Below are 21,114 nucleotides of genomic sequence, written 5' to 3'. Positions count from 1 at the left end.
ACGGCAAAAACGTCATTATTTGCACACAAACAGTCGCCAGATGCGAGTGGTTGGGGCCTCAATGGGGTGATCTGGGCATGCTGACAAAAAAAGGCAAATACGGCCTCAAGGCCCTCGTGCATCTGTCTGGCCTGCCACTGGGCCAATTGGCCTTCGTCAACGACATCGCGGTGGCCAACAATATTCCGAAGAAATTCCTCGATGCCATCCTGGGCGAGTTGCGAAATGCCGGGTTCGTCCAGAGCCGCAAGGGCAAGGAAGGCGGCTATCGCCTCGCCAGGCCGGCCTCTGAAATCAAGATCGGCCATGTCGTGCGGGTGCTTGACGGGCCGCTGGCGCCGATCCCCTGCGCCAGCCGCACGCAGTATCAGCGCTGCGACGACTGCGACGAGGCCACCTGCCAGGTCCGGCAGATGATGCTGGAGGTGCGGCAGGCGATCGCCGAAGTGCTGGACAATCGCAGCCTCGCCGCCATGCGCGATGCCGACAATGATGATTTCCCCGTCGAACTGACGTCACAGATCTAGACCACCGACTGCCAATCTGCCGCCGCGTATCGAGGTTTCGCTTGTAGCGCCATATGCGCAAGGAATTCCCTGCTTACGCCGCCGCCACCCACGCTGTGCTTGGTGAAGGCACCGATGCGCGCAAACTGTTCGAGGGTTTGCTGGCGGCTCCGCCATCGCTGCCGCCTGCAGCTCGCCGCGCATCCGGTGGCAGGCCGCTGGGTCGCCTACGATCCGGTTCAGGGCAACGAACTCGGGTTAACGGGTTCCTTCGGAGCCTTTGCCGGCGCGTAGGCTGACGGAAACGAAAACCCGCCTGTGCGGCGGGTCACTGGCGCAAATCAGCACCATAGGCGAATATGTACCATAGCTGAGGTCACGGAATCAAGAAAAAATTCCTATCGACCGGCGTAGCTGCTGGACGGCGGCACTGACGAGTTCGCTGACCGGGCGGGTCGCATCGAGCGTCAAGGCCCTCTCATCCGCTGTCGGCGGCTCTAGGATAGCGAACTGGCGGTCGACGAGGCTTGCCGGCATGAAATGGCCCTTGCGGCTGCCGACACGCCACTTGGCCGTGTCAGCGTCGATCTGCAGATAGAGGAAGACGATCGCAGGGCAGAAAGCGCGCGCGATAGCTGCGCTTCAGCGCCGAGCAGGCGGCAATCACGCCTTCGCCCTGCCCTACCGACGCGGCGATGCGCTCGCCGATCGCGTCAAGCCAGCCTTCACGAAGTTGATCGGTGAGTGGCTCGCCGCTGGCCATGCGCGCGACATTTTCCGGCGGGTGCAGCCCGTCACCCTCGATAAAGGTAACGCCCAGCGCGGCCGCCAGTGCAATACCGACGGCCGACTTGCCGCAGCCGGCGACGCCCATCACCACGATGGCTTGAGGCAATGAGCCGGGAGCGCCAATTGGCGCCTGTGCTGGCCTTTCGCCCACTGTCAGCGGCTTGCCGGCGCGCGGCCGTAGAGCAGCAGCATGGCGACGATGACGACGCCGTAGATGATCTGCCGCCCCGCCTCCGGCATCTGCATGACCGACAGGATGGATTGCAGCAGGGTGATCAGGATGACACCGGCGACGGTGCCCAGATACGAGCCGCGCCCGCCCAGGATCGAGGTGCCGCCAAGCACGACAGCTGCGATCGATGGCAGCAGATAGGCATCGCCCATCGACTGCGCCGCCTTGGAGGCATAGCCGGCGAGCAGCACGCCGCCGAACGCGGAGAGCCCGCCCGATACCGCGAAAGCGATCATCACCACGCGCCGTGTGTCGATGCCGGAGAGATAGGCGGCGCGCTCGCGGTTGCCGATGCCGTAGACGGTGCGGCCGAAACTGGTGCGGGTCAGCACGAACACCATTGCAGCGCCGATCAGCGCCCAGATGATGACCGCGTTGGGAACGCCCGGAATGGCGAAGCCGGTCGCCAGGTAGCGCATTGCGCCCGTCGCCGAATCCTGTGGCGAGAAGCCGCCGGTATAGACGACCATCAGCCCTTGCGCGACGGCGTTGGTGGCCAGCGTGATGATCATCGACGGGATACGCAGGTAGGCGACGCCGATGCCGTTGACGATACCGATCAGCACACCGCAGAGAATGCCGAACGGGATCGCCAGCACCACCCCGGCCGGGCCATAGGCGGCCGCCGCGCAGGCCATCATCGCGCCCGCCGCCATGGACCAGGGTACCGACAGGTCGATCTGGCCGAGCAGGACGACCAACATCATGCCGGTGGCGATGACACCGAGGAACGAGGCGACCTTGAGCTGCTGCAAGAGATATTCAGGCGACAGGAAGCTTCCGGAATAGAGGCTGCCGAGGAACAGCAGAAGCACGATGCAGGCAAAGGCGGTCAGCACCGCCGGATCGGCGCGGCGGATGAATCTGGGCATGCGGCCGGCAATGCCGCCAAGCGTCGTTTCGCTCACAGGAACCACTCCAGCCGGTTGCGGACCCGAAACAAAGCGAAGGCGCCGAGGCTGACGGCGACCAGCAGGATAACGCCCTGGAACAGCGGCTGCCAGAGCGGATCGAAATCGAAGACGAACAAAAGGTCGCCAATGGTGCGGAAGGCCAGCGCGCCGAAGATCGCGCCGATGGCGCTGCCCTTGCCGCCGAACAGCGAGACGCCGCCGAGCACCACGGCGGCGATCGAAAACAGCGTGTAGGCGTTGCCGCTGGCATAGGCCGCCTCGCCCGTATAGGTGAAGAAGGTCAGGAACAGCCCGCCGATCGCCGCCAGCAGCCCGGCCAGCGTGTAGGCGGCGAACTTGCCACGCCTTATCGGCACGCCGGACATGTAGGCCGCCGTCTCCGACGATCCTGCTGCGTAAGCGGCGCGGCCTAGCACCGAACGGCTGAACGGCACCCAGATCACCAGCACGATGGCAAGCAGCACCACAAGGCTCGCCGGCACCACGCCGAACACGCGGCCGGTCAGGGCGTCGGCCAAATCCTCATTGACCGAACCGCCCGGAAATGGCCGCAGCAACAGGCCGATGCCGTAATAGACGGCCCCTGTGGCAATGGTGGCGACGATCGGCTGCAGCCGGCCATAAATGACGATCGCGCCATTGATCGCCCCGCACAGCAGACCTACCGCCAATACGGCGAGTACACCAAGCGTCGTCTGCATCGGCGTGCCCACCACCAGCCAGGACGCCAGGCAATTGGTGAGCAGGAAGATCATGCCGACGGACAGATCGATGCCGGCGGTGATCACCACCAGCGTCTGCGCCATGGCGACGAAGGCGAGCAGCACGCCCTTGTTCGCCGCCGTCTGCACGACATTGGCGGTGAAACCGGCCGGATGGTTCGAGGTGTAGATGACGAACATGACGATGAAGATGCCAAATGCCAGCAGCGTTCCGCGTTGCTCGGCAAGCCAGTAGCGCCAATCCTTCATGCGTCCGCTCCCAGGCTCACGGGGCTGTCCTCGCCATGGATGTTGAGCGCACTCGATATCAGCGCCCGCTCGCTGATCTCGGCGCCGACCAGCTCGCGCTTGACCGCTCCATCATAGAGCACCAGCACACGGTCGCAGCAGCCGATCAACTCGTCATAGTCGGTCGAATAGAACAGGATCGCCGCACCCGCATCGGCAAGCTTGCGCATCAGCTGGTAGAGCTCCTGCTTGGTGCCGACGTCGATGCCGCGTGTCGGATCGTTGAGTAGGATGATGCGCGGCTGGCGCATCAGCCATTTGGCGATGACAACCTTCTGTTGGTTGCCGCCCGAAAGTGCCGCGACCGGAATGTCGAGGCCCGCCGTCTTGATCGCCAAAAGGCCGACCATGTCGTCGATCAGCCGCTGCTCGGCGGCGCGGTCGATGATGCCGGCTTTCGAGAGCCGGTCGAGGGCTGCGAAAGACAGGTTCTCGCGCACGGTCATCGGCAGCATCAGGCCTTCGGTCTTGCGGTCCTCGGGGATGAGCGCCATGCCGATACCGTCGTCGCGCGCAACGGATGGACTGGTGATCGACACAGACTTGCCGTCGATCAGGATTTGACCGCTGAGGCCGCGCAGCACACCGAAGAAGGCGAGCAGCAATTCGCGCTGGCCCTGGCCATCAAGGCCGCCGAGGCCAACCACCTCGCCGGCCCTGACAGTCAATGAAATATTGTCGAGCCGGTCAGTCCACGAGAGCTTGCGGGCCTCTAACCTGGGGGCGGCGGTGGCAGGCACAGCGGCAGGCTTCGGCGGAAAGATGTGGCTGTATTCGCGGCCGATCATCAGTTCGACCACTTCATTGTCGCTCTTCGAACCAGCCGGATAGCTTGCGACGTTACGACCGTTGCGGAACACCGTGCACTGGTCAGCCAATTCGGCGATCTCGTTCATGCGATGCGAGATGTAGAGCAGGGCCAGCCCTTCCGAGCGCAGCCGCTTCAGCACCGCGAAGATGTTCGAGACGTCCGCCACCGTCAGCGCCGACGTCGCTTCATCGAGGATCAGGATGCGCGGCTTTCTGGCGAGTGCCTTGGCGATTTCGACCATCTGCCGCCGCGACAAGGGCAGGTCCTTGACCAGTGCCGACGGATGAATGTCGGCCGCACCCGCGCGCGCCAGGGCCTCTTCCGCGATGCGGCGCTGCGCCTTGCGGTCGATCATGCCGAAGCGTTTGGGCGGATCGGAGATGACGATGTTGTCGGCGACGCTGAGTTCTGGGACCAGCGACAGCTCCTGGAAGATGCAGACGATGCCAGCATGGTTGGCAGCAGCCGGCGACGCGAACGTCAGCTCGCGGCCATCCAGCGTCATTCGGCCTTCATCGGCCGCGACGACGCCCGCCATGATCTTGATCAGCGTCGATTTGCCGGCGCCGTTTTCGCCAAGGATGGCGTGGATGCTGCCGGACGTGACCGAAAGTTCGGCCTTTTCCAGCGCCCGCACGCCACCATAGCGCTTCGATATACCTTCCATCCGGAAGAGCGGAACCGCACCGTCCATCGGCCCTCCCCAGGCACTTTGACGACCAGACTATCGAGTGGTCGGCGCCGTGGGTTCCACGGCGCCGATTGTGCAGCCTACTGGTTTTCCTTGGTCTGCCCCATGATTTCCTGCGCGGTGAAATTGATGCCGCAAGTCGGGAAAGAATTGCCGACGAAGAAATTGTCGGATTGGTCGGGGAAGAAATCCTGACCAGCCTTGAAGTTCGGATCCTCGACGATGGCAAGCGGCAGCTTGACTGACTGAGGGACGACATTGCCTTCAAGCGCTGCGATCGCGGTCTTGATAGCAACGGCCACCTGCGCCGGCCCGGTACCGGCTGACGAACATTTCAACCCGTCGGCTGCATGGGCCGCGCAGAACTTGCGGAAGCCGTTTTCGGTCTCGCCACCGAACGGCACGAATGGATGCTTGGCATCGATCATCGCCTGCACGATGCCAGTGTCGCCGCCCTGGCCGGTAATGCCGACGAACGGACCATTGGTGGCGATCGCGTCAGCCGTGACCTTCTGCGCTGTCGGATCATCCCACTTGCCGGCGACTTCGGTGACGTCCCATTTCTTGCCCGAAGCATCGAAGACCTCATGGATGCCATTGTGGCGGTCGGTATCGACCGACGTGCCAGCAACACCGCGTACCTCAAGTATCTTGCCGCCATCGGGTATATGGTCGACCAGCCATTTGCCCCAAAGTTCGCCGAGACCCTTCTGATCGACATTGACGTTGATGGCGTCCTTGGTGTCGAGAATGTTGTCGAAGGCAACCAGCACGACACCGGCCTCCTTGGCGCGCTTGATGACCGGCGCGAAAGCGGTCGGGTTCTGCGCGTTGACGACAATGGCGTCATAGCCGGAATCGATGAAGTTGTTGATCGCCGAAATCTGCGCCGGCACATCCTCGCCGGTCGACACCACCTTGAATTCCTTCAACTTGGCGGCGACGTCCTTTTGCGCTGCGTAAGCCTTGGCGGTCTGGATCATCTGGATGCGCCAGGTGTTGGCGATGTAGCCATTGGCGAGCGCGATCCGGTATGGGCCGTCCTTTTTGGGAAACTTGAAAAACTGCGTATCCGCGGCCCAGGGCGCGAAGCAATCCGGCTCCGCTGCCGGGCCCTTGACGATTTCAGGGCCCGCGGCAATCGCCGACGAGCTCAGCATGACGAATGCAGTGGCGGCAACGATGCCACCAACAAGTGACTTGATCATCGATATTCCTCCCAGTTGCAGTTCTGATTGTGGTTTTCGCTATGCGAAATTATTGACGCGATCGGGCCGGCACCTCCTTGCCTTGGCATACGCGTTTAGTCGCCTGTGACGGCCGACCCAGTTCCTCCCCTTGTCACCGCCAGCCGAGCGAAAACTATCATATTATCCATAATAAACAAGAATTAGTTGTCGCTTATGTATAATAAACAGCCGCACCCCGCTGCGCGCCCATCTGCTCAGCGGAAAATGGTAGCGCTACCAAATTGTCCTGTAAACCGGCATTCGCACAGTCGTTTCTGTGTATTCAACGGGCGGTGCTCTCGCGGCGCTTGAGCTCGAAACCGAGATCGACGATCCGTTGCTCCGGCCTGTCGCCGGCGATCGCAGCCAGCGCCATGGCGACCGCACGCCTGCCGATCTCGTAGCGATGGGTGCGGATGCTGGTGATCGACGGAAACGCCACCTGCATCATGTCGAGGTCGTTGAAACCGACGATACCGATCGTCTTCGGCACCAAGATCGAGGTGCGATGACACTCGAACAACACGCCGAGCGCGATGTCGTCATTGTTGCAGAAGACAGCGTCGAGTGTCGGCACCTTGGCCAGTGCGTCGCGGAACATCTCGCGGCCGAGCGATACGCTGGACGGAACCGGCGTGGTGGTGACGAGGCGCGGGTCGAATAGCCCGGCCGCCTCCATCGCCGCGCGGTAGCCGGCAAGGCGTCGCTGCGAACGTGGGTCCATGCGCGCGCCGATGAAGCCGATGCGGCAATAGCCGGCCTCGATCAGATGTTCGGTCGCCGTCCTGCCGCCGTCCAGATGCGAGAAGCCGACCATCATGTCGACTGGATCTGGCCCGGTTTCCATGACCTGCACCACCGGGCAGCCGGCGTTCTCCAGCAGCTTTCGCGAGACTGGTGTCTGGTCGATGCCGGCGACGATCAGCGCTGCCGGCCGCTGCGAGCCGAACACCTGCAGCAGCCGTTCTTCCTCGAGGCCGGAATAATGGGTGTTGCCGAGTTGGATGCGAAAGGGGCTGTCGGACAGGCTGTCATAGATGCCGCGCACCACCTCGGCAAAGACGTTGTTGGTAAGCGACGGCACCAGGACGCCGAACACCTCGGCGCGCGCCGAGGCCAGCGCCCGCGCATTCGGGTCCGGCACATAGCCGAGTTCGTCGACGGCGGCCTGGATCTGGCGACGCAGCTCTTCCGAGACACGCTCCGGCTCGCGCAAGGCGCGCGACACTGTGATGGCGCCGACCCCGGCCTTGCGCGCGACATCCGATATGGTCGGGCGGCCGCCACCACGGCGAGAGCGCGGCTTGATCACGGAAGCGCTCGCTCGGGAATGCACCCGGCAGTGCGCGGTCGCGATACAGTCGTTTTTGCTGTCACCATCCCGCCGGCCCGCTTTGCCGCACCCACTCGCCTTCTGGCGTCGCGCAGCCTGTTGTCCTTGTCAAGCAACGGCAACAATCCTGCCAGCCTTCAAGCCATCGCGGCGGTGCTGCGCCGGGCCTTCCAGAACAACAGTCCGATCGCCAGTATGTTCAGCAAATTCCAGGCGATGCCGTTCAGGAACGCCGCGGCATAAGAACCGGTGAGGTCGTAGATCCAGCCCGACATCCAGCCACCGATCGCCATGCCGAAGATCGTCGCCATCATCACGATGCCGATGCGCTGGCCGGCCTCTTTGGCGGGCATGTAGTCGCGCACGATGATGGCGTAGCAAGGCACGATGCCGCCTTGCGACAGGCCGAATACCAGCGACACCACATAGAGCGAGGCAAGCCCGTCGAACGGGATGTAGAACAGCAGCGACAGACATTGCAGCACCGAACCGATCATGAGCGTTTTCATGCCGCCGATGCGATCGGCAACAAAGCCCGATGCCAACCGGCTGACGACGCCGCCCGCCATCATGATCGACAGCATGTCGGCGCCGTGTGCCACGCCGTAGCCGAGATCCATGCAATAGGCGACGATATGCACCTGCGGCATCGACATCGCCACGCAGCAGCCGAGGCCGGCGACGACCAGCAGCACCTGCAACGCCGCCGGCGACAGCGAGATCGGCTGCACCGGCCGGCTCCCGGGCGAACCTGCGGCTGCCGCCGCCGGGGCACCGCGCCGCAGCATCAGCACCAGCGGCACCATGGTCACCAGGCAGAAGATGCCGATGGCCGCATAGGTGAAACGCCAGCCCTCCGCCTTCATGAGTGTCGGCATGATGGTCGGCCAGAACGCCCCGGCAAGGTAGTTGCCGGCGGCCGCCGCGGTCACCGCGACACCGCGCCGGCGGTTGAACCAATGCGAGATATCGGCGATCAGCGGCCCGAAGATCACCGATGTACCGACGCCGATCAGCAGCCCTTGGGCAAGGGTGAACTGCAGGATCGAGGTCGACAGCGCCGCGAGCAGGAGGCCGGCGGAGAGCGCAATCGAAGAGAGCAGCGCCGGGACCCAGTAGCCCATACGGTCGATGGCGCGGCCGATCAGCACGTTGCCGGCGGCAAAGCCGACCATGGTCGCGGTGTAGGGCATGGACGCCGCGGCGCGGTCGACGCCGAACTCGGCCTGCACGGCGGGCAGCACCACGACAACCGCCCACATGCCGACGGCACCGATCGTCGCCAGCAGCATCGAGATGGCGAGCCGCATCCAGGCATAGGAGCTGTCGATGCCGGTGCTCGGCTGAATGCTGTCGGTTCGGGCCAATGCGTTTCCTGTCGGCGCTCTCAGTTCGGCTGCCGTCTCGCGCCCATTATCGGCCCATCCTCAAGCCGCAGCAGCGCCACAGCGGGCAAATCCGTGGCTCCAGAGCCAGGGACGTGGGAACCGATGCCAAAGTGCGGAGTTTCCCGGCCAGCCCCCTGCATAAGGAGTCCTGCCGTGAGCGCGAAGAAAAAATGGTCGGCCGACGTGACCGAGCACAGCGATGCGTTGGATCTCGAGGACCACGTCTTCGAATCCGACGACGCCAAGAAGATCGCCGCCTCGCTCAAGCGATCCGCCGAACACAGCCACCGGCGCAAGGCCGGACCGTTCCAGTCAGCCATGTCGATGCTGAACTTCTACATCAACCGCGCCGGCAAGAACCTGCCCGCCGAGCGCAGACAAGTACTTGAGGACGCCAAGGACGAACTGCGCGCCGCCTTCGGGCGTGAGAAAGACGATTAGCAGCGCCCAATAGGCCCTATCGGGCGCGGATGACGCCGTCGGTGTTTGCCAACAACTTGCGCACCGCGTTGCGCGCCGCATCCGGGCGTTGCAGCCGGATGTTCTTCTCGATTGCCTCATGCAGCTTCTGCGCATGATTGAGATCGTCGATCTCCCGCGTCGTATAGGCAAAGAGATGATCGAAGGCGGATTCGATCAGCACGCCGAGCGGCACCAGAAGGTCGTTGCCCGAGGCACGCAGAATGGCGAGGTGAAAACGGGTGTCGGCGCGGGTGCGATCCTGCAGGCTGGCCGCCTCGCCCATCTCCCGGCATGCCTGGCTGATCTCGGCCATCTGTTCGTCGGTCCGCCGCATCGCGGCAAAGGCGGTCGCTTCCGGCTCGATGATGTGGCGGAACTCCTGCACGGTCTTCAGGAACACTTCGCGATCCGGCGATGTCGCGTACCAGGCCAGCACATCGCGATCGAGCAGGTTCCAGCGTTCCTTCGGCTCGACCCAGCTGCCGATCTTGGGGCGTGAGGCCAGCAGGCCCTTGGCCATCAGCATCTTGATCGCTTCACGCACCGCCGAGCGGCTGACGCTGAAGGTCTCCGACCATTTCGCTTCATTCGGCAGGATCGTGCCGGGCGGATAGTCGCCACGCACGATCCTGAGGCCTATCTCGCTGGCCAGCGAGGCATGAACGCTCGAGCCTGGAATGCGCGCCGCGTCGGGTCGGCGTACGCCGGCGGAACGCTCGGTGGAAGCCGCTTTCGCTGGCGATTTTTCCTTGTTCGGCTTCGCGTCCCGCATGCGTTCCAGAAAGTCCGGATTGAGGGTGCTGTCAAGCGCGGCAAGCGGCTTGGGCCGCAAAGCCGGGCGCTGTGCACAGATCAGCCCAGTTGCTCTCGTGAATCAGGCCGTCGTCACGTATTTGCGCCAGCTATGCTCCGGGTGGAAACCGAGCACCTCGCGTGCCTTGCGGTTGGACAGCAGCGTTTCATATTCGCCGAGTTCGGTTTTGACCGGCACGCCGGGGTAGAAACGCTTCAAGAGCTCGGCGGTCGGCAGATCGGACGAGGTATCATCGTTGGCGGCGTTGAACACCTGGTAGCCGAGGCCGTCCTTCTCGATGGCGCGCAGCGTTATCTGGCCGAGGTCGCGCGCATCGACATAGCTCCAGGCGATGCGCTTGCGGAAACCGGGATCGGCGAACCATTTCGGAAAAAGCGAATATTCATGCGGCTCGATGACGTTGCCAATGCGCAAGGCGTAGATATCGGTGCCGTTGCGCTGTGCGAACGCGCGTGCCGTCTTCTCGTTGACGACCTTGGACAGCGCATAGCTGTCCATCGGATCGACGTCGTACTCCTCGTCGAGCGGGAAATATTTGGGATCGCGCGGCTCGTTGGCGAAAACCAGGCCATAGGTCGTTTCGCTGGAGGCGATCACCACCTTGGGGATGCCGAGCTTCACAGCCGCCTCGATGACATTGTAGGTGCCGAGCGCATTGATACGGAACACCTCATTGTCGGTGGTAATCATGATGCGCGGGATGGCGGCGAAATGGACCACGGCATCGACCGGCTGGGGGCGCAGCGATGGGTCGAATTCATGCAGGCCCATGTAGCTCGACAGCGCGTTGAACACCTGCCCGCTGTCGGTGATGTCGGTGATCAGCGTGCGCACCTTGGGGTTGCCGAGCGGCTTGGTGTCGATGTTGAGCACCTGACAGCCCTGCTCCACCAGATACTGCACGACATGGCGTCCAGCCTTGCCGCTGCCGCCGGTGAACATGATCCGCTTCGCCATTTTGCTCTCCACATCCTCTGGAATTTATGTGTATTGTCAGACAATACCGCGATCCGCAACCGCTCTCGCCTGCAAAACGGCAGCGCCGATCATCAATCATTGCAACAGGACTTGAAGACATGAATACGACCGCCGCGAGCGAAAAGATCGGCTTCATCGGCCTTGGCCTCATGGGACACGGGATCGCCAAGAACATCGTCGACAAGGGCTACGCCCTGACCTTTCTCGGCCGCAAGAACCGCAAGCCGGCGGAAGACCTTATTGGCCGCGGCGCCACTGAAGCATCGACCTCGCGCGATGTGGCGGCGGCATCGACAATCGTCTTCATCTGCGTCACCGGCTCACGCGAGGTCGAAGCCATCATTCGTGGCCCCGGCGGCCTCAAGGAGGGTTTGAAGAAAGGCTCGGTCGTGATCGATTGCTCGACCTCAGATCCTGTCTCGACGGTGGCGCTGGCGGCGGAACTTAAGGCGCTCGGCATCGATCTTGTCGACGCGCCGCTGAGCCGCACGCCGAAGGAAGCCTGGGAAGGCACGCTCGACGCCATGGTCGGCGCGCCGGACGACCTCTTTGCCAGGGTGAAACCGGTGATCGAAACCTGGGCCGGCCGCATCGTCCATATCGGCGATACCGGCGACGGCCACCGCATGAAGCTGCTCAACAATTTCATCTCGCTCGGCTACGCAGCGATCTATTCCGAGGCATTGGCGCTGGCCGAGAAGGTCGGCATCTCGCCGCCGCGCTTCGACAGCGTCATCCGCAATGGCCGCATGGATTGCGGCTTCTACCAGACCTTCATGCGCTGGACGCTGGAGGGCGACCGCGACGCCCACAAATTCTCGATCGCCAACGCCTTCAAGGACCTGACCTACCTGGAATCGATGGCGGGGGCAGCCGGCATCGCCAATCCGCTCGGCAACGCCACCAAGAACTCCTTCGCCGGCGCCCATGCCACCGGCCCTGCCGAGCAATTCGTACCTATGCTGGCGACGCATATCGGCAAGATCAACGGCGTCGACCTGATGCCGACCAAGGACGGCAAGAAGCAGACGATCTGAGCCAGACAAAGGCGCCTGTCAGCGCCTTGACCGCCCGATCCCATCGTCGGTGTTTTCAAGCAGCTTGTGCACGGCACTGCGCGCGGCTACCGGACGTCGCAGGCGGATGTTCTTCTCGATCGCCTCATGCAGTTTCTGTGCCTGCCGCTGATCACCGACCTGCTGCGTTGTGAACGCGAAGAGATGGTCGAGCGCCGACTCGATCAGAACGCCGAGCGGCACCAAAAGGTCGTTGCCGGAGGCGCGCAGGATAGCCAGATGAAAGCGCGTGTCGGCGCGGATACGGTCCTGCAGGCTCAGGGCCTCGTTCATGTCGCGGCAGGCCTGGCTGATCTCCTCCATCTGCTGGTCGCTACGCCGCACGGCGGCAAAGGCCGACGCCTCGGGCTCGATGATGTGGCGGAACTCCTGTACGGTGCGCAGAAAAGCCTCGCGGTCAGGAGCGGTCGCGTACCAGGCCAGCACGTCACGGTCGAGCAGGTTCCAGCGCTCCTTCGGCTCGACCCAGCTGCCGATCTTGGGGCGCGATGCCAACAGGCTTTTCGCCATCAGCATCTTGATGGCTTCGCGCACCGCCGAACGGCTGACATTGAAGATCTCGGCCCATTTGGCCTCATTGGGCAGGATAGTGCCGGGCGGATAGTCGCCGCGCACGATCCGCAAGCCAATCTCGCCGGCCAGCGAGACATGCACGCTCGCCCCTGCGAAGTGCGCCGCACCACCCGTTCGCATGACGGCCGTACGGCGGCTGGCTTGTGCCTTGGTCCGATCGGCTCGCTCTTTTGACTTCTCGTCCGGCATCCACGTTCCAATGCGTCGGCCGTCTGACGTCCGGACTGGCCCGAACCTGCACGGTGCGCCGATCTTGCCGAAAAATCCAAACCATGGACGCGCCAAAGCCGGCGCCTGTCGCCCCAACCATTGCGTCCAATTCAGGAAGTGACGGGGCGCCCGTTGCCGAGCGCCCCGAAATCGAAAACCTACTTCTGGATGCAGGTGTCGACAGTATCCTTGGTGCATTCGTCGAGGCCGGTGAACACCGGATCGGCGACGGCCTTGCCCTCGATGAGGTCGATCATCACCGACGGCGCCTTGTAGCCCATTTCGAACGGCCGCTGACCGACCAGCGCGGTCACGAGACCGTCACGGGCGATCGCCACCTCGTCGCCGATCGTGTCGGCGGCACCGATGACGAAGTCGTTGCTGGCTATCCGGTCCTTGAGCGGTCCGAACAGATCGCGATAGGGCTGCGGCGCGCCGAACAGCGGCCAGCCGCCCATGATGCCGAAGGCGTCGAGCTTGGGGTTGGCGGCGAGGATGTCGGTCATCGCCTGTACGCCCTTGGCGCCGTCGTCATTGGTGAACACCGGGCAGCCTGCAACTTCGGTCCAGCCACCTTCACCGGCAAGTGCGGCGAGGCCGTCCTTGCCCGAAAGCGCATCACGCATGCCCTGGGCACGACGCAGGATGTTGTCGGCAGCCGGGTTGCCTTCAATGGTGCAGATCGTACCACCATTCGGCTTGCCCTTCTTGATGTACTCGCCGATCTTCTTGCCCATCAGATAGTTGTCGGTGCCGAGATAGGTCTTGCGAAGTGCTGCATCTTCCTTGCTGAGATCCGCATCGACGGTCATGATCGGGATCGTCGGGTTGGCGGTCTTGATCGTCTGCGCGATCAGTGGCGCGTTGGACGGCGAAATTGCCATCGCCACCGTGTCGGCCTTGCTCAGCATGTCCTGGACGATCTGCGCCTCGCCGGCTTCATCGGAAGTCGACGCCGGACCGGTGTAGAAGCACTCATATTCCGAGCTGGCGTTTTCCTTGTTCCATTTCTCGCAGCCCTGGTGAATGGCTTCGAAGAACGGATTGTCGAGACCTTTCACGACAATGACGAGCTGTTTCTTGGCCAAAGCCGGCCCGGCGCCAAGCGCCATGGCGGCGACGGCGGCGAGCAAAAGTGTTTTCCTCATGTCAGTCCTCCCTTGGAAACAGACGGGCACGGCGTGCCCGCCACACAGATCGACCGGATGCGTGCTGACAGAGGGTCGTTGTGCGAGCGCTCATGTCATACGCCAGGCCGATAAGTATTTTCATCTCGGTCGGCCAGATCGAAAACTGACTGGCAACGACCGACAATCCTCCGATGATCCCGCGCGGCAGGCCGGCATGGGATCGGTATATTAAATTTAGTCCTCCGATGCTCAGCTAATCTCGGCTCGCGGCCAACGTCAATGCCATTTGTCCTACAAAACTGATTTTTCGAAAGATTCAACCCCGTCCCGCAAGAGCCTCCGGCCGCATTTCCATGACTATCGCCAATTCTTATTCGTCTGACAATTGACGCCTGCGCAGGCATTCGCGTAGATGCACGTCAGCGCTGTTTCCGGGAGGAGCTGGAAAAGCGTGGCGAAAGCTGCGCCCGGTCCACCGGAAAAGCAGGCAAGGCACGGGGAGGTTAAGGCTGGTGGCGGTTCTCGAACTCACCAACATCTCAAGGCATTTCGGCGCCATCCAGGCGGTCAACGACGTGTCGTTGTCGATCGAGCCCGGACAGGTGGTCGGCCTGATGGGCGACAACGGCGCCGGCAAGTCGACGCTGGTCAAGATCATGACCGGCATCTACCAGCCCGACACGGGCACAATCAGCATCGANTGTCGATCGAGCCCGGACAGGTGGTCGGCCTGATGGGCGACAACGGCGCCGGCAAGTCGACGCTGGTCAAGATGATCGCCGGCAATTTCCGCCCGAGCCATGGCACCATGCGAATGGACGGCAAGGAGTTGATCCTGCACAAGCCGGCGGAAGCCCGCCAGCACGGCATCGAGATCGTCCACCAGGATCTGGCGCTCTGCAACAATCTGACCGCGGCGGCGAATGTCTATCTCGGCCGCGAATTGCGCCGCGGCCTAGGGCCGCTCCGCATCCTCGATTATGCGACGATGTACAAGCGCGCAGGCCAGCTCTTCGCCGAATTGAAGTCCGAGACCCGTCCGCGCGACCTCGTCAAGCAGATGTCGGGTGGCCAGCGCCAGGCGGTGGCGATTGCCCGCACCATGCTGTCGCAGGCCAAGATCGTGCTGATGGACGAACCGACGGCCGCAATCTCGGTCCGCCAGGTCGCCGAGGTGCTGAACCTGATCCGCCATTTGCGCGACCAGGGCATCGCCGTGGTGCTGATCAGTCACCGCATGCCCGATGTCTTCACCGTCGCCGACCGCGTCATCGTCATGCGACGCGGCCGCAAGGTCGCCGACAAGACGATTGCGTCGAGTTCGCCCGAGGAAGTCACCGGGCTGATCACCGGCGCCATCGAACAGGTTTGATTTCAAGCTTTTCACTATGACAGCAAATGAAGGTCGATGATGGCACTGACAATTGACCAGCCGATCGAGCACAAGCAGCAATCCTTGCCGGCAAGGTTGTTTGCCAGCCAGACTTTCTGGGTGGTGATCTCCGTCATCCTTGCGTGCGTGTTCCTATCGTTTGCCACCGACGCCTTCGCCACGTCGAAAAACCTCTACAACATCACCCGCAACATCACCTTCGTCGCCATCATCGCGCTCGGCATGACCTTCGTCATCATCACCGGCGGCATCGACCTGTCGGTCGGCTCGGTGCTTTGCCTGTCGTCGATGATTTTGGCCGTCACCATGCATGCCGGCTACTCGATCGAGGTCGGCATTCTGGCCTCTATCGCAACCGCGCTCGCCATCGGCGCCTTCAACGGCATCCTGATCGCCTATCTTGGCTTTCCACCATTCGTGGTAACGCTCGGTGTGCTGTCGATCGCCCGCAGCCTGGCGATGGTCGCCTCCAACAACACCGTCGTCTTCCAGTTCGGGCCAGACCACGCCAAACTGCTGGCATTGGGCGGCGGCGCCTGGGTGTTCGGCATCGCCAATCCGGTTCTCTACATGATCCTTCTGGCGCTGATCACCGGCTTCATCCTGCGCTGGACCAAGTTCGGCCGCCACATCTTCGCCATTGGCGGCAATGAGCATGCGGCGACACTGACCGGCGTGCCGGTGCGCAAGATCAAGGTTGCCGTCTACATGATCTCGGCGCTGTCGGCAGGCATTGCCGGCATCATCCAGACCGGCTGGCTGGGCGCCGTCACCACCAATCTCGGCACCGGCATGGAGTTGCAGGTGATCGCCGCCACTGTCATCGGCGGCGCCAATCTGGCTGGTGGCGTCGGCACCGCCTTCGGCGCCATCGTCGGCGCGGCCCTGATCGAAGTGATCCGCAACAGCCTTGGCCTTCTCGGCATCAATGCCTTCTGGCAAGGCGTGTTCATCGGCGGCGCCATCCTGCTGGCGGTGCTGTTCGACCGCATCCGCAATTTCCGCCGCAGCGATTAAGACCATGATCCCCAAGAGTGGAAACCGGTTTTCTCGGACAAACGGAACCGGTTGCCCAGAGATCATCGTCATACGACAAAACAGTCTGTGACAAACGCCCTGTTCAGCCTCGATGGGCGGCTTGCGCTGACGGCTTCGGTTTGAGAGGGCGTTCTTCCCTTCTTCCCTTGTGGGAGAAGGGGAAACCTATCGCTCAGTCTGAAAATCCGCCGGCATCGACCGTCATTCACCTTCGTCGCAGCCCCGCGTCTTGACGCGGCCCCGAACTCAGCAGCACTATCCCGGCGCAGGCGAAGGGAGGCCAGTCGTCTGCGGGAGGATATACCCATGACGGAAGCGATCAGGCTCTACTGGGGCCGGTTCGGACATGTTTCTGTCCTCAATGTCGCAAGCGACTTCGTCACCCATGCCCATGTCGAGGCGCATCTGATCATCTGGCTGGAAGGCACGGCCGGGGAGATGACCATCGGCCGAGAGACCGTACGGCTTGGCCCCTGCACCGCCGCCGGCATCAACTCCTTCCAGCCGCACAGCCATGTTCTGTCGCAAAACAGGACGCCCGGTCTGTTTCTCGCCTTCTACATCGATCCGGATTGGGCGCGGCGCCGCCGCGACCTGCCCTCGTCCGCGCCACTGTTTTCACAAGCCGCGATCACGCTCGAACCTTGGCTGCATCAGGCCGCCGCCAATCTGCTCGACCATCTCAGCGATAATGAGAGCATCGACGACATCGCCAACTACGAGATCGAGCGTTTCATCGACTCGGTGCTCGATGCCGCCGACGCCTCGGCGCCGCAGGAGGTGCGTGTCCGCATCAACACCATGCAGGACTTCCGGGTCCGCAAGGCGATCCAGTTGATGAAAGCCAATGTCTGCGAGCGCATTTGCTTCGACGAGGTGGCGCGCAGTGTCGGACTGTCGCGGCCGCATTTCTTCGCTCTGTTCAAGGAACAGACCAATCTGACGCCCAACGTCTACTGGAACACGCTGCGCATGGACGAAGCGGTGCGGCAGCTGCAATGGTCGCAGGAGCCGCTGATCTCGGTCGCGTGCAATCTCGGCTTCACCACGCAGGGCAATTTCTCGCGCTTCTTCCGCGACCATGTCGGCGTGCCGCCGACGGTCTATCGTGAGGCCGCGCGAGCCATCGCCTGAACCAGCGGCCCCGCCACCCTTTTTCAGACTCCTTGATACGCACTCAAGACGCATTGATAAGCGTCGCTAGACCTGCCGCCCTACCCTTGCACCGGATCGCATTTGCAAGGGAACATTAGATATGGCGAAAGTCACCATCTCCAGCGTCATCGACGCGCCGGTCGAAAAAGTCTGGGCGCGCATACGCGATTTCAACGGATTGCCAAGCTGGCATCCGCGCATGGTCGAAAGCCATATCGAGGACGGCAAGGACGCTTCGACGATAGGCAGCGTGCGCAATTTTCAGCTCATCAGCGGCGCGCGCCTGCGCGAAAAGCTGCTCGACTTCTCCGACCGGGATTTCCTCGTCAGCTATTCTATCCTCGAGACGCCGCAGCCGCTCACCAACCACAAGGCGACGCTGCAATTGCGGCGGGTGACCGATGGCGACCGTACCTATGCCGAATGGACCGCCAGCTTCGACGCAGCACCCGAAGAAGCCGACAAGCTGGCCGAGGGCATGGGCGCCAATGTCTTCCAGGGCGGCTTCAATGCCCTGAAGAGCCACTTCGCCGGCCAGAGCTGACAGGAGCCAAACCATGGCGCTAGCACTGCAGACCTTTGCAACGGTGAAGGACGCCAACGCAGCACTGAAAGCCGCTGGCACGCGCTATCTCGGTGGCGGCACACTCGTGATCCGCGCGGCCAACGAGGGCGATGTTTCGGTCTCCGGCTTTGTCAGGTCGACCGAGCCGTCTTTGTCCACCATCGCGGTTGCCGGCGGCAAGGTCCGCATCGGCGCTTCGGTGACCATGTCGACGATCTCCCGCCATGCGGACCTCGGCGCTCTTGCCAAGGCCGCCCGCGCCGTTGGCGGCCCGGCAGTCCGCAACATGGCGACCATCGGCGGCAATCTGTTCGCGCCGGCTCCCTATGGCGATTTCGCTGTTGCCCTGCTGGCGCTCGACGCCATTGTCGGCACCGATGACGGCGAAGCGCCGATAGAGATCTTCCTGGCCAATCGGTACGGCAGCGCCATCGTCACCTCAGTGAGCTTCGCGCTGCCGAAAGCCGACAGTTTCCGTTTCCTGAAAGTGTCGCGGGTCAAGCCCAAGGGCGTCTCGGTGCTCAGCATCGCCAGCGTTCTGGAACTGGCGCCGGATGGCACCGTGTCTTCGGCGCGGATTGCATTGGGATGCATGGCCGACCGGCCAATGCGCGCCAAATCGGCCGAAAACGCTCTGATCGGCCAAAGCCTGACCAAGGACGGCATCGCGTCGGCCTTGGCGGCAGTCAACGACGGCACTTCGCCTGCAACCGATCCGATTGCCAGCGCCTGGTATCGCAACGAAGTGCTGCCGGTCCATCTCGGCCGGCTGCTGCTCGGCTAATAACCTGTCGGGGGCGCGCGCTTGCCCTGCGGGGCAGGCGCGCTGGGAGGAAAAACATGGCGAAGGTCCCGGTTCAATTCACGCTCAACGGCTCCGAGAAGGCCGAATTCGTCGACAGCGGCACGACGCTGCTGCACGCCTTGCGCGACAAGATCGGCGACACCTCGCCGAAAGGCGGTTGCCATCAAGGCACCTGCGGCGCCTGCTCGGTCATCATCGACGGCGAACTCAGGCTCTCCTGCCTGACGCTGGCCGAGACCTGCAATGGCGTTGCCATCACCACGACGGCGGGGCTTTCGGAAGCTGGCGTGCTGCACCCGCTGCAGCGCGCCTTTCTGGAGGCCTTCGCCACGCAATGCGGCTTCTGCACGCCTGGCATGATCATGGCCGCCAAGGTGCTGCTCGACCACACCCCGAACCCCAGCCGCGACGAGGTGGTCGAGGCGCTGTCGGGCAACATCTGCCGCTGCACCGGCTACGAGCCGATCATCCAGGCGGTGCTGACCGCCGCGCGGTCCAACTCTCAGAACGCGGCCTAGAGCCGGATGATTTCAGGTCGATTCGACCTGAAATCTGAATCCGCCTCTAAATCAAAGAGATAGAGCATGATGTCGTCCGAAAACCGCTTCACACCTTTCGGCATCATGCTCTGAGGGAACAAAAGAATGGAACTGCGCAAGAACTACTTCGCCGATGTCCGCAAGGACGATCTGCATGAGATCGGCCAGCCAAGGCCGCGCTCGGATTCGCCCGGCCATGTCACCGGCAAGACCGCCTTTTTCGCCGACCGCAATTTCCCGGGCATGCTGCATCTGAAGATGGTGCGCAGCCCCCATCACCATGCCCGCATCCGCTCGATCGACGCGTCGGAAGCCGAGAGGCATCCGGGCGTCGTCAGAGTGCTGACCGCCAAGGATGTGCCGCACAATGTCTATACCATTCTCATCCTGATCCAGATCGGGCCGGAGGATGAAACCGTTCTGGCCGACGGCAAGGTGCGCTGGAAGGGAGAGGCCGTGGTCGCCGTGCTGGCCGAGACCGAGCGCGCCGCACAAGAGGCTGTCGCCAAGGTCAAGGTCGACTATGAGGTTCTGCCGGCTGTCTTCGACATGGAGGAGGCGCTGAAGCCCGGCGCGCCGCTGGTGAATGAGTACCACGGCCAGAACTACTACCTCTATGACAGCGGCGAGTGCCGCAAGGTGCGCTTCGGCGATGTCGAGGCGGGCTTCGCCGGCGCCGACCACGTGCTGGAGCAGAGCTACCAGTCCTCGCCGATCGAGCACGCGCCTACCGAAACGACGGGCTGCCTTGTGGTGCCCGAGGGCAATGACCGCTTCACCTGCTACACCAACACGCAGGCGATGTTCTTCACCCTCGACAACACATCGATCATCCTGCAGATGCCGGGCAGCAAATTGCATTTCGTCGGCGGCACCGTTGGCGGCGGCTTTGGCGGCAAGGTCGACGTCATCGTCGAGCCGATCGCCATCCTCGGCGCCAAGCTAACAGGACGACCAGTCTGTTTTATTTACAGCCGCGAAGAGGAGATGCAGATATCGTCACCTCGCGCCGCCGAAAAAATCGTCATCAAGGACGGCGTCATGAAGGACGGCCGCATCGTCGCGCGCAAGGTCACCGGCTACACCGACGCCGGCGCCTATTCGCGCCACTCACCCTATGGCGCGCAGAAGGGCGCGGGTCACTACCCCGGTCCCTACACCATCCCCAATGTCTGGATCGACACCTACTGCGTCTATACCAACCGCACCCCTTCCTCCGCCATGCGCGGCTTCGGCGTCACCATCGGCGACTTCGCGCTGGAGGTGCAGATGGACAAGCTGGCGCGGCTGATCGGCATGGACCCGCTCGAATTCCGCTTCATCAACGCCTATCGCGACGGCGACATGAAGGCGCACCGCCAGCCGACCGAGGGCGCGGCGCTGATCGAATGCATGCAGGAAGCCTCGCGCGCCGCCAACTGGCCGGTGGCGGAAAAATTCATGGCCATGACCTCCTATGTGAAGGGAGCTTGA

20 protein-coding genes and 1 pseudogene are annotated in these 21,114 nt (G+C 62.9%); 10 read left to right on the top strand and 11 right to left on the bottom strand.

Annotated elements, in window-relative coordinates:
- The first annotated feature begins 77 nt into the window (after positions 1–77).
- A complete protein-coding gene (locus X744_RS167840) occupies positions 78–527 on the top strand; it encodes an Rrf2 family transcriptional regulator (RefSeq protein WP_023756920.1) in 450 nt (149 codons plus the stop codon).
- 363 nt (positions 528–890) lie between these two features.
- Here the strand turns inward: X744_RS167840 and X744_RS01000000169115 are convergent.
- The 7 genes and pseudogenes from X744_RS01000000169115 to X744_RS167870 form a co-directional block, all read right to left on the bottom strand.
- Positions 891–1,446: pseudogene (locus X744_RS01000000169115) on the bottom strand (gluconokinase).
- A gap of 2 nt (positions 1,447–1,448) precedes the next feature.
- Positions 1,449–2,435 carry an ABC transporter permease gene (locus X744_RS167845; protein ID WP_023756918.1) on the bottom strand — a complete coding sequence of 329 codons (987 nt, stop codon included), beginning with the start codon at positions 2,433–2,435 and terminating at the stop codon, positions 1,449–1,451.
- Complete coding sequence (locus X744_RS167850; RefSeq protein WP_023756917.1) at positions 2,432–3,412, bottom strand: ABC transporter permease; 981 nt, start codon at positions 3,410–3,412, stop codon at positions 2,432–2,434. The genes X744_RS167845 and X744_RS167850 overlap by 4 nt, the downstream gene beginning before the upstream one ends.
- Entirely contained in the window at positions 3,409–4,956 is a 1,548-nt protein-coding gene (locus X744_RS167855) for a sugar ABC transporter ATP-binding protein (RefSeq protein ID WP_023756916.1), read from the bottom strand. Before X744_RS167855 ends, X744_RS167850 begins: the two co-directional genes overlap by 4 nt.
- Positions 4,957–5,033: 77 nt before the next feature.
- Positions 5,034–6,161, bottom strand: a complete 1,128-nt coding sequence (locus tag X744_RS167860; RefSeq protein ID WP_023756915.1) for a sugar ABC transporter substrate-binding protein — start codon at positions 6,159–6,161, stop codon at positions 5,034–5,036.
- A 304-nt stretch (positions 6,162–6,465) separates the two neighbouring features.
- Positions 6,466–7,494 carry a LacI family DNA-binding transcriptional regulator gene (locus X744_RS167865; RefSeq protein ID WP_023756914.1) on the bottom strand — a complete coding sequence of 343 codons (1,029 nt, stop codon included), beginning with the start codon at positions 7,492–7,494 and terminating at the stop codon, positions 6,466–6,468.
- Between the two features lie 158 nt (positions 7,495–7,652).
- A complete protein-coding gene (locus X744_RS167870; RefSeq protein WP_023756913.1) occupies positions 7,653–8,882 on the bottom strand; it encodes an MFS transporter in 1,230 nt (409 codons plus the stop codon).
- A 174-nt stretch (positions 8,883–9,056) separates the two neighbouring features.
- On the opposite strand from X744_RS167870, the gene X744_RS167875 reads away from it, so the two are divergent.
- The gene (locus X744_RS167875) at positions 9,057–9,344 is read left to right on the top strand and encodes a DUF3175 domain-containing protein (protein ID WP_023756912.1); all 288 of its coding nucleotides are present in this window, start codon (positions 9,057–9,059) and stop codon (positions 9,342–9,344) included.
- Between the two features lie 16 nt (positions 9,345–9,360).
- On the opposite strand, the gene X744_RS167880 is transcribed toward X744_RS167875, so the two are convergent.
- Positions 9,361–10,137, bottom strand: a complete 777-nt coding sequence (locus X744_RS167880) for a FadR/GntR family transcriptional regulator (protein ID WP_023756911.1) — start codon at positions 10,135–10,137, stop codon at positions 9,361–9,363.
- Between the two features lie 102 nt (positions 10,138–10,239).
- Entirely contained in the window at positions 10,240–11,136 is an 897-nt protein-coding gene (locus X744_RS167885) for an NAD(P)-dependent oxidoreductase (RefSeq protein WP_023756910.1), read from the bottom strand.
- A 119-nt stretch (positions 11,137–11,255) separates the two neighbouring features.
- On the opposite strand from X744_RS167885, the gene X744_RS167890 reads away from it, so the two are divergent.
- Positions 11,256–12,194, top strand: a complete 939-nt coding sequence (locus X744_RS167890) for an NAD(P)-dependent oxidoreductase (protein ID WP_023756909.1) — start codon at positions 11,256–11,258, stop codon at positions 12,192–12,194.
- 18 nt (positions 12,195–12,212) lie between these two features.
- On the opposite strand, the gene X744_RS167895 is transcribed toward X744_RS167890, so the two are convergent.
- Positions 12,213–12,995, bottom strand: a complete 783-nt coding sequence (locus tag X744_RS167895) for a FadR/GntR family transcriptional regulator (protein ID WP_023756908.1) — start codon at positions 12,993–12,995, stop codon at positions 12,213–12,215.
- A 179-nt stretch (positions 12,996–13,174) separates the two neighbouring features.
- Positions 13,175–14,164 (bottom strand): sugar-binding protein, encoded by a 990-nt coding sequence (locus X744_RS167900; protein WP_023756907.1) that lies wholly within the window; start codon positions 14,162–14,164, stop codon positions 13,175–13,177.
- Between the two features lie 394 nt (positions 14,165–14,558).
- On the opposite strand from X744_RS167900, the gene X744_RS0135705 reads away from it, so the two are divergent.
- The 7 genes from X744_RS0135705 (at position 14,559) to X744_RS1000000175880 (ending at position 21,114) form a co-directional block, all read left to right on the top strand.
- Positions 14,559–15,518: an ATP-binding cassette domain-containing protein gene (locus X744_RS0135705; protein WP_245266377.1), complete on the top strand. Its 960-nt coding sequence runs from the start codon at positions 14,559–14,561 to the stop codon at positions 15,516–15,518.
- A gap of 39 nt (positions 15,519–15,557) precedes the next feature.
- Entirely contained in the window at positions 15,558–16,556 is a 999-nt protein-coding gene (locus X744_RS167905; protein ID WP_023756906.1) for an ABC transporter permease, read from the top strand.
- Between the two features lie 327 nt (positions 16,557–16,883).
- Positions 16,884–17,711: an AraC family transcriptional regulator gene (locus tag X744_RS167910; protein WP_023756905.1), complete on the top strand. Its 828-nt coding sequence runs from the start codon at positions 16,884–16,886 to the stop codon at positions 17,709–17,711.
- Between the two features lie 121 nt (positions 17,712–17,832).
- Positions 17,833–18,276 (top strand): SRPBCC family protein, encoded by a 444-nt coding sequence (locus X744_RS167915; protein ID WP_023756904.1) that lies wholly within the window; start codon positions 17,833–17,835, stop codon positions 18,274–18,276.
- Positions 18,277–18,289: 13 nt separating this feature from the next.
- Positions 18,290–19,081 (top strand): FAD binding domain-containing protein, encoded by a 792-nt coding sequence (locus X744_RS167920; RefSeq protein WP_023756903.1) that lies wholly within the window; start codon positions 18,290–18,292, stop codon positions 19,079–19,081.
- Positions 19,082–19,137: 56 nt separating this feature from the next.
- Positions 19,138–19,620 carry a (2Fe-2S)-binding protein gene (locus tag X744_RS167925; protein WP_023756902.1) on the top strand — a complete coding sequence of 161 codons (483 nt, stop codon included), beginning with the start codon at positions 19,138–19,140 and terminating at the stop codon, positions 19,618–19,620.
- Positions 19,621–19,746: 126 nt separating this feature from the next.
- Positions 19,747–21,114: a xanthine dehydrogenase family protein molybdopterin-binding subunit gene (locus X744_RS1000000175880; protein ID WP_023756900.1), complete on the top strand. Its 1,368-nt coding sequence runs from the start codon at positions 19,747–19,749 to the stop codon at positions 21,112–21,114.

The sequence above is a fragment of the Mesorhizobium sp. LNHC252B00 genome (genome assembly GCF_000502955.1).
Classification (GTDB): Bacteria; Pseudomonadota; Alphaproteobacteria; order Rhizobiales; family Rhizobiaceae; genus Mesorhizobium.
This window is presented reverse-complemented; position numbering and strand designations above follow the sequence as displayed.